Genomic DNA, 8,397 nt, shown 5'->3' with positions numbered 1-8,397 from the left:
GATCTAGACAAATTGTGGCTGCTGGGGGGAGTTGAGAATGGCCTAGCTCGCACAACTCCCCCCAGCAGCCGAGCAGAACGAACGATCTTTACCAAAAACTGTTACCAGTAGGTCAGTATCTCATATCCGGTTGCCCAATAGGGAGTACGTTATCGCCATGTTACGACTATCTTTCAAACGCGATCGAGTATTAAATCACGCGTCATCCCCGAGACATCGCTCGATACAAACGGGAATCAGTATCTCTTTATCTTTGGGGACTGCGTTTTTCTTCGGAATCCTTCCGACAAACGGACCCCTCCGGGCCGAGCCTTTGTCGCCTCGCCAGCAGGCCCAATTACCCCAACAGAGTGAAGAAAGACCGATACCGGAGGAGGTTAAGGTAGAAACCGAACGGTTCTCCTGTGAGTTGGTCGATTCAGAGTACACAGTCATGTATCATCCCCAAAGCCAGCCCGGCAGGTCCTATGCCTGGGCAACACCGACCGCGTTAGGTGGTGGCTGGACCCCCGAACGTCGCTGTAACGAAATTGCTCGTCGATTGGAATTTTACCGCCCCGATGGTTTGGTGGAACTGGGAACCGGAATTGAAAACGAATACGATATCATCTGCGTTACGACCCAAGCCGATGCGAGTTGCCGCATCGTTCTGACCGTTCCACCGGGTCAAGACCCGCAGCAAACCCGAGATTTAGTGTTCCAAAACATCGTTACTGCCGATAGCGGTCAGTCGACAGCACCCGTTAGCGCTTTGACGGGAAATGGCGAAGATTTGGACTTACTCGAAGAGGTTTTGGGCATCGATGTATCGGATATAGAGGTCGGAACTCGAAATCCATCGACTGGCATTAACCTACAGCCCTTTCTCGATGCGGCCGATGGCGGTACGGGAGAAATGCTTGACGAGGGTATTTCTACCTCTCCCAATCCCAAGTTAAACCCGGAAAATTTTCGCTGATTGTTGCTGGATCTACCTTAGCGTTATGCATGGAGACCGTAAAACAGGTCAGACGTAAAAGCATCCTGCGATTCTCCCTGTCTGACCTTCAATTTGATTGGGCATCTTCTCCAGTTTTTGCCTTTCTGCTGCTTGTGCTAAACTGTCTATCTAGTGCCTTGCCCTTGAAGTTAAAATAGGGCGAGGCAAACCTGTAGGCATAGAAAGGTAAAAACAACTCACGAATTGCGATCGCAATTCAAGTGGGGTCGCCGTTTTTCCAACAGCTCTATCGCCTAGTTGTGTGGGAGTGGGTTATCCCCCTCTTTTTTTATTGCCGATATGACTCATCCTCTAATCCCTAAAATTATTGACTTGGCTACACCTGTTGCCCGAGAGTTAGGCTTGGAATTAGTGGGTGCTGTCTTTCAAACCCACTACAGTCCCCCCGTACTGCGAGTAGATGTTCGCAATTCACAAGCCGGTACGAGCTTACAGGACTGCGAGTTGATGAGTCGATCGCTCGAAGCGACATTAGATGCAGTCGAGCTAATTCCCGATGCTTACGTATTGGAAGTTTCTAGTCCCGGAGTCTCGCGACAACTGAGTGCCGATCGAGAATTTACTGCCTTTAAAGGATTCGCCGTGACCGTCAAGACCGAGGAACCCATTGACGGACAACACCAATGGGAGGGTCAACTCGTCAAGCGCGACGATGATGCGGTTTACATCAATCGCAAAGGTCGGGCGATCGCCATTCCTCGCTCTCTAGTGACAGAAGTTCAGCTAAGCGATCCGTAGCCCAGACGACACGACCCAGAAAACAGGACTCGACGCGATCGCCCAATCGTGAATTCTTACACTTAACGCAAAAATTAGCTCTAAAAAATTAGTCCTATGTCCATGGTAAAACTCCCCGGTTTGGGGGAATTGATCGACAGTATCAGTAAAGAGAGAAACCTACCCAAACAATCGGTTCAAGCGGCCTTACGAGAAGCACTCCTCAAAGGATACGAGCGCTTTCGTCGCACCCAGCGCATGGATAGCACCCAGTTTGACGAACACTATTTTGATAACTTCGAGGTCGAACTCGATGTAGAAGAAGAAGGATTTCGGGTTCTGGCGACCAAATCGATCGTCGAAGATATCTCGACCGCAGACCACGAAATTTCTTTGCGAGAAGTGCAAGAAGTTGCCGCCGAAGCTCAACTCGGCGATACTGTCGTTCTCGACGTGACGCCCGATCGCATCGATTTCGGACGCATGGCGGCCATCCAAACCAAACAAGTTCTCGCCCAAAAACTGCGCGATCAGCAGCGCAAGCTGATTCAAGAAGAGTTCCAAGACATCGAAGGCACCGTTCTGCAAGCCCGCGTATTGCGGTTCGAGCGCCAATCGGTGGTCATGGCTGTCAGTAGCGGATTCGGTCAGCCCGAAGTCGAGGCCGAACTCCCGAAACGAGAACAGCTACCCAACGATAACTATCGTGCTAATGCAACCTTTAAGGTGTATCTGAAAAAGGTCTGTGCCGGACCGCAACGGGGACCGCAACTTTTAGTTTCCCGTGCCGATGCCGGTTTAGTCGTATATTTGTTCGATAATGAAGTCCCCGAAATTCAAGATGAAGTGGTGCGCATCGTCGCTGTCGCCCGAGAAGCCAATCCGTCCTCGCGCTATGTCGGCCCGAGAACCAAAATCGCCGTCGATACCCTCGAGCGAGAAGTCGACCCCGTCGGGGCGTGCATTGGAGCTCGGGGATCGCGCATTCAGGTGGTGGTTAACGAACTGCGAGGGGAAAAAATCGACGTAATTCGCTGGTCGCCAGACCCTTCCACCTACATCTCCAATGCTTTAAGTCCCGCGCGGGTCGACCAAGTGCGTCTGGTCGACCCCGAAGCCCGTCAAGCTCACGTTTTAGTCCCGGAGAACCAACTCAGTTTGGCGATCGGAAAAGAGGGGCAAAACGTTCGTCTGGCCGCTCGTTTAACGGGTTGGAAAATCGATATTAAAGATAGTGCCAAGTACGAACCTCCTGCCGAAGAACCATCTGTCGAAGAACCACCCGCAGAAGAACCAATTCTCGACAGCTTACCCCCAGAAATCGAGGAAGACTCGCTTCTCCATATTGAAGGAGAGTCCCTGGATATAGAGGAGGAAGAAACCGACGCGGAAATGGTGGAGGATGTACCCGCCCCCCCCGTTACGATTCAATCACAAGAGGAGGATGAAACCTAACTACCGACGTTGTGTCAGTTGTCGAAAAGTTGACGATCGCGACAGTTTCTGGCGCGTTGTCCGGCTCTACCCGTCCCATCAGCTACAATTAGACAAAGGGATGGGGCGTTCGGCATACATCTGTGCCCAGGCAAAATGCCTGAAAATCGCTCAGAAAAAAAATCGACTGGGGAATGCCCTGAAAGTCACTGTCCCCCTTCAACTGTACCAAACCTTATGGCAGCGTTTAGCGCCGAGAGAAGATGGGGAATCAAGTCTAGGGCATCCGTGAAGAAAAGGTGTTCGGTCTGCGGCGATCGGGTGTTCGGTTCGACTCGACTCCTGTAAACCCCTTCCTCAAATCGCTTTCATTTCAACCCCAGTGTCCAGCACCCAGTTCCCTAGTCCTAGTTTTCCCCAGAGAGGTCAAAGTGGATGAGCAACGGCAAAGTCAGAATCTACGAGTTATCACACGAACTCGAGCTAAAAAACAAAGATATCTTAACAATCTGCGAGCAACTTGACATCGCAGTGAAAAGTCATAGTAGTACAATTACATCAGATGATGCCGATCGCATTCGGTCGGCTGCCGATCGTATTCCCTCCTCAACTAGCGTGAAGCCCGTCCCAAAACCATCCAATAAACACTCGAAAGACTCTCAAAAACCGCAAATTTTGGTAGTAAAACCTCAATCTCCTCGTCCCGCGAGTTCGACCCCCACTGGGACCTCGCCCAAACCCCAGCCTCCCTTGGCTCGACCTACTTCAGAATCGCTAGAACCTCCAGCTCGAAATAACATCTCGCCTTCTCCAGCGTCCCAGAGTCAGAGTGAAGTGCAGACCGTAGCGCCCGAGGAAGCTCGACCCCCAAGCTCGTCACCTCCGGTTTCCAAACCGACTCCCGAAGCCAAAGAGACCGATGATGATGGGGTCTTGTTACTCGCACCGCCGGTAGACCGATCGAAAAAAGTTGAGGGGCAACCAACCGCCAATCGTCCCGTTCTCAAACCCCAAAAGAGCGATAAGAGCGATCGAGACACCTCTGATTCTAACGGTCGTCCCCAAGAAAAAGAAGCAGCGACCGTTCAAATCGCGACCAAACTCGATAAACCGCGACCCAGCAGACCCACCAGACCCAAGCCAGCGGCAGAGGCTGCGTCGTCGGGAGCGAAACTGCCGGACTTACAGCGACCGCAGCAAAAGATCGTCCGGGTCAACACCTCAGAAACCTCGGATGTGGAGAAATCTACGGACGACAAGTCCGACGCAACAGAAATTGAAGACCCCATTCTCAAGGCAAAACCAACTCGTCCTGCCAAGCGGGTGGAGAAAAAGCGCAAGGAAGAAGAAGATGACGTACAAGAGTTATTAAACAAGGGCGCTAACAAGACCAAGCGCGGGCGCAGGCTCAAACCCATCGATGACGATGATGACGATATTGACAGCGAATTGTTGGCCAATTCCGTTTCATCCGCTCAGGTCAGCCTTTCTATCGCCCGTCCGCCCAAGTCACCGTCCTCTGCTAAACCCACGGCGGCAGTGACAAGTGCGGTCAAAGCGAAGAAACCACCGTCTCGGGATCATCACTCTTCTCGAGGAGGACGCAACAATCGACGCAATAGCGAACCCAAAGTCGAACGTCCGGAATTCGTGGCGATCGCCGACAACATGACCGTCCAAGAGTTAGCCAACGCTCTGGCCGTTGCCGATACGGAAATTGTCAAACGGCTATTTATGAAAGGGATTGCCGTCAACGTCACCCAAACGTTGGATGTGGCCACAGCCACCTTGGTCGCTGAAGAGTTAGGCGTTTTGGTTGAAACTCCTGAAGCCGAGTCAGAAGCCCGTAAAGGCACGGAAATGATCGACGAAGGAGATTTGGAGAACCTCCAACATCGTCCGCCAGTGGTCACGATTATGGGACACGTGGATCACGGAAAAACCACGCTGCTCGATACGATTCGCCAAACGAAGGTCGCCCAGGGAGAAGCTGGGGGCATCACCCAGCATACGGGAGCCTACCATGTCGATGTAACCGGAGAAGATCGAGAAACCCAGCAGATCGTCTTCTTGGATACCCCCGGTCACCAAGCCTTTACGAAGATGCGGGCGCGGGGGGCGCGGGTGACGGATATCGCGATCCTCGTCGTGGCAGCCGACGATGGAGTCCAGCCTCAGACCATTGAGGCCATCGACCACGCCAAAGCTGCCGAAGTCCCCATTGTGGTGGCCATTAACAAGATCGATAAAGAGGAAGCCCAACCCGATCGCATCAAGCAGGAATTGATGGAACACGGTCTGGTTCCCGAAGAGTGGGGCGGCGAAACGATTATGGTTCCCGTGAGTGCGATCCAGGGCGAGAACCTCGACAACCTTCTCGAGATGATTTTGCTGGTGGCCGATGTTGAAGAACTCTCCGCCAATCCCGATCGTCCGGCCAAAGGAACGGTCATCGAAGCTCATCTAGATAAAGCACGAGGTTCGGTGGCAACCCTTCTGGTGCAAAACGGCACCCTGCGCGTTGGCGATGTCCTCGTCGCCGGTTCCGTGTTCGGAAAAGTCAAAGCGATGATGGACGATCGCGGCGAGCGAGTCGAAGCCGCAACCCCATCCTTTGCGGTGGAAGTACTGGGGATGAACGAAGTTCCCGCCGCTGGGGATGTATTCGAGGTGTATTTGAACGAGAAAGAAGCTCGCGCGATCGCCGATCGAGAAGCGGACAAACAACGTCAAGCTCGCTTAATTACCAAACCCGGACGAACGGTGAGCCTCAACAGCCTTTCGGAGGCCAAACGACAGGGCGAACTCAAAGAACTCAACCTGATTATCAAAGCCGACGTTCAAGGATCTCTCGAAGCGATCTCCGGATCGCTCCAGCAATTACCTCAAGATGAAGTACAGTTGCGAGTCCTCATGGCCGCTCCGGGGGAAGTCACCGAAACCGACGTAGATTTGGCCGCCGCTAGTGCAGCCGTCATTATCGGGTTTAACACCACCTTTGCCAGTGGAGCGCGGCAAGCCGCAGAAAACGAAGGAGTAGACGTACGCGAATACAGCGTCATTTACCGACTGCTCGACGATATCCAAGGGGCAATGGAGGGTCTGCTCGATCCCGAGTTGGTCGAAGAACCCCTCGGTCAGGCGGAAGTCCGGGCAGTATTTGCCGTGGGTCGCGGAACGGTTGCTGGCTGCTACGTTCAGTCAGGTCAGCTCGTCCGCAACTGCAAGGTACGGGTTCTCCGTGACAGTAAAGTCATTCATGAAGGCATTCTCGACTCTCTAAAACGGGTAAAAGATGATGTCAAGGAAGTCAATTCCGGCTATGAGTGCGGCATCGGTCTCCAAAGCTTTAATGGTTGGAATGAAGGAGATACGATTTCAGCCTATCGTATGGTTACAAAACGGCGTACTTTGGCAACTCGATAGGAAATTCATCAAACCATGAAGAGTTTCCTTGGGGGGGTTTGCGAACTCCCCCTTTTTATGGCGCGATGGGAAAACATGAAATCATCAATATTGGTGAGCTGGCTCTCTTTGACGATCTTACTCATTAGGACATCGTCAAAGAGAGCCGGAAAAGAAACTCGCTCGTTCCTTCTCTAGCGTCCTAACCTGGATTATTCACCAAACGCCTAAATCCCGATCGCCAGCCAACCTTAACAAACAGACTGTTTGCCCGATGAATTTCTGGTTGGCTTGCCAGATAAGGCTTTGAGAACTTTTCGTCAAACCTGATGAATAATGCAGGCTAACCGCTGTTAATCGTGTCAGAATATTGGAAATCCTATAAGTGTGTGGCATCGAGTGAAAATCCCACGAGTTGGCAGCCGCGCGATCGCGATCGCCTTTTATCTTGCATTCCGGTCGATGAGTCCGGCATTTTCTCAGAATTTCAAACCCTCTGGCTCCTCTCAAGAGAATTCTTCGATCGATCCCCCTACTTCACTCGATTGCTCGACTGTTACCCCCTACACTTTCTACGGTCACCTTCCTTATCCCGAAGTCCCGCCTCAAAACTTAGTCGAAGTGGGCAACAGCGAGCGCTTAGAGCGCTCTGCTGCCATTAGTTTTCGGCAAATGCAGATTGCCGCTGCCAGGGATGGGGTGACATTGGTTCCTCTGTCTGGATTTCGCGATCGAGCGCTCCAAACCGAGCTATTTTATACGATCGCCGCCCAACGAGGTCAAAGCCTACAACAACGCGCCCGCGTCTCCGCTCCGCCCGGCCACAGCGAACACCATACAGGTTATGCGATCGATATCGGTGACGGAGTCGATTCTTGGTATGATTTCAGCCAAGACTTCGAGCGGACAGCTGCTGGACAATGGTTGATGAAAAATGCCCAAAATTATGGGTTCGAACTTTCCTTTACTCGAAATCACCCTTGCGTTAGCTACGAACCTTGGCACTGGCGGTGGGTGGGCGATGCCGATAGTCAATTTGTTTTTCAAACGGCTCGAGACTTAGTTCCTGGCATTCGCTCCGAGCTGCAAGAAATCGAGCTTCAAGAGCGGTCCCAACCCAAGATCAAATCTACCCACACTCCTCATTAGAAATCACGGTTTAACTGTGCCGCGCAATGTCTTAACTGACGCGATCGAGCTTCTAGAATTATCGATCGCACGACCAACCCGCGCAATGTCTTAACTGACGCGATCGAAGAGGGATATAAACCCGTCTCAATCCATCGCGGCCAACATCAAACGAGCGCGGTGGGTTCCTAGCACCTGGTGCGTTCGTGCATCCACGACCCCCGTCACCACCAATCCCTGCTCGGCTTGAAACACCTTTACTTTTTCTACGGTGATTCCATCAAACTCTCCCATGGGAACCATCCCTAACTGATACTGCACCATCTGCACCAGCGCCCCGCTGTCTCCCAATTTCACCGTCGGCAAACCGTACTCGAAAGCATAAAGAATTTGCTGGGTTTGGGGACCGATGCGTCCGTCAGCATTTAACCCCTTATCTTTTTGGAATCGCTTAACGGCATTCTCCATTCGAGTATCGAAAAACTCCCCGGCAAAAGCCGTGGGATTTCCTGCCGTATAGCCAAAATCGTTGAGGCGCTGCTTGGTCTGGCGCACGAACTGACCTGCTTCTCCTTTTTTCCAAACTCGAGTACTCGACGTTCCGTTCGAGCCGTTCGCCACGGCAATGGCGTAAGTTCGTGCGGCTTTGAGTGCTGCGAGCGTCCGAGTTCCGACGACCCCATCCACCTTCAATCCCCACGCAGCCTGAAAGC

General features: G+C 52.4%; 7 protein-coding genes. 6 read left to right on the top strand and 1 reads right to left on the bottom strand.

Annotation, left to right across the window (positions count from 1 at the left end; genetic code table 11):
• Positions 1 to 313: 313 nt before the first annotated feature.
• From IQ235_RS12105 to IQ235_RS12080, 6 genes are all read left to right on the top strand, one after another.
• Entirely contained in the window at positions 314 to 958 is a 645-nt protein-coding gene (locus tag IQ235_RS12105; protein ID WP_264321716.1) for a COP23 domain-containing protein, read from the top strand.
• Between the two features lie 321 nt (positions 959 to 1,279).
• On the top strand, positions 1,280 to 1,738 hold the full coding sequence (gene rimP / locus IQ235_RS12100; protein WP_264321715.1) for a ribosome maturation factor RimP: 459 nt from the start codon (positions 1,280 to 1,282) through the stop codon (positions 1,736 to 1,738).
• A 96-nt stretch (positions 1,739 to 1,834) separates the two neighbouring features.
• Positions 1,835 to 3,172, top strand: a complete 1,338-nt coding sequence (gene nusA, locus IQ235_RS12095) for a transcription termination factor NusA (RefSeq protein ID WP_264321714.1) — start codon at positions 1,835 to 1,837, stop codon at positions 3,170 to 3,172.
• A complete protein-coding gene (locus IQ235_RS12090; protein ID WP_264321713.1) occupies positions 3,162 to 3,443 on the top strand; it encodes a YlxR family protein in 282 nt (93 codons plus the stop codon). Before nusA ends, IQ235_RS12090 begins: the two co-directional genes overlap by 11 nt.
• A gap of 143 nt (positions 3,444 to 3,586) precedes the next feature.
• Entirely contained in the window at positions 3,587 to 6,577 is a 2,991-nt protein-coding gene (gene infB / locus IQ235_RS12085; RefSeq protein ID WP_264321712.1) for a translation initiation factor IF-2, read from the top strand.
• A 378-nt stretch (positions 6,578 to 6,955) separates the two neighbouring features.
• Positions 6,956 to 7,705, top strand: a complete 750-nt coding sequence (locus IQ235_RS12080; RefSeq protein ID WP_264321711.1) for a M15 family metallopeptidase — start codon at positions 6,956 to 6,958, stop codon at positions 7,703 to 7,705.
• Positions 7,706 to 7,831: 126 nt separating this feature from the next.
• On the opposite strand, the gene IQ235_RS12075 is transcribed toward IQ235_RS12080, so the two are convergent.
• Positions 7,832 to 8,397: peptidoglycan-binding domain-containing protein (locus tag IQ235_RS12075; RefSeq protein ID WP_264321710.1), on the bottom strand; the 566-nt coding region annotated here is incomplete at its 5' end.

It is taken from the genome of Zarconia navalis LEGE 11467 (genome assembly GCF_015207075.1).
Lineage (GTDB): Bacteria > Cyanobacteriota > Cyanobacteriia > Cyanobacteriales > Geitlerinemataceae > Zarconia > Zarconia navalis.
This window is presented reverse-complemented; position numbering and strand designations above follow the sequence as displayed.

Excerpts from the sequence above, each read along its gene's own strand:
- infB (WP_264321712.1), top strand. The coding sequence starts at position 3,587 with ATGAGCAACGGCAAAGTCAGAATCTACGAGTTATCACACGAACTCGAG.
- nusA (WP_264321714.1), top strand. The coding sequence starts at position 1,835 with ATGTCCATGGTAAAACTCCCCGGTTTGGGGGAATTGATCGACAGTATC.
- rimP (WP_264321715.1), top strand. The coding sequence starts at position 1,280 with ATGACTCATCCTCTAATCCCTAAAATTATTGACTTGGCTACACCTGTT.
- IQ235_RS12090 (WP_264321713.1), top strand. The coding sequence starts at position 3,162 with ATGAAACCTAACTACCGACGTTGTGTCAGTTGTCGAAAAGTTGACGAT.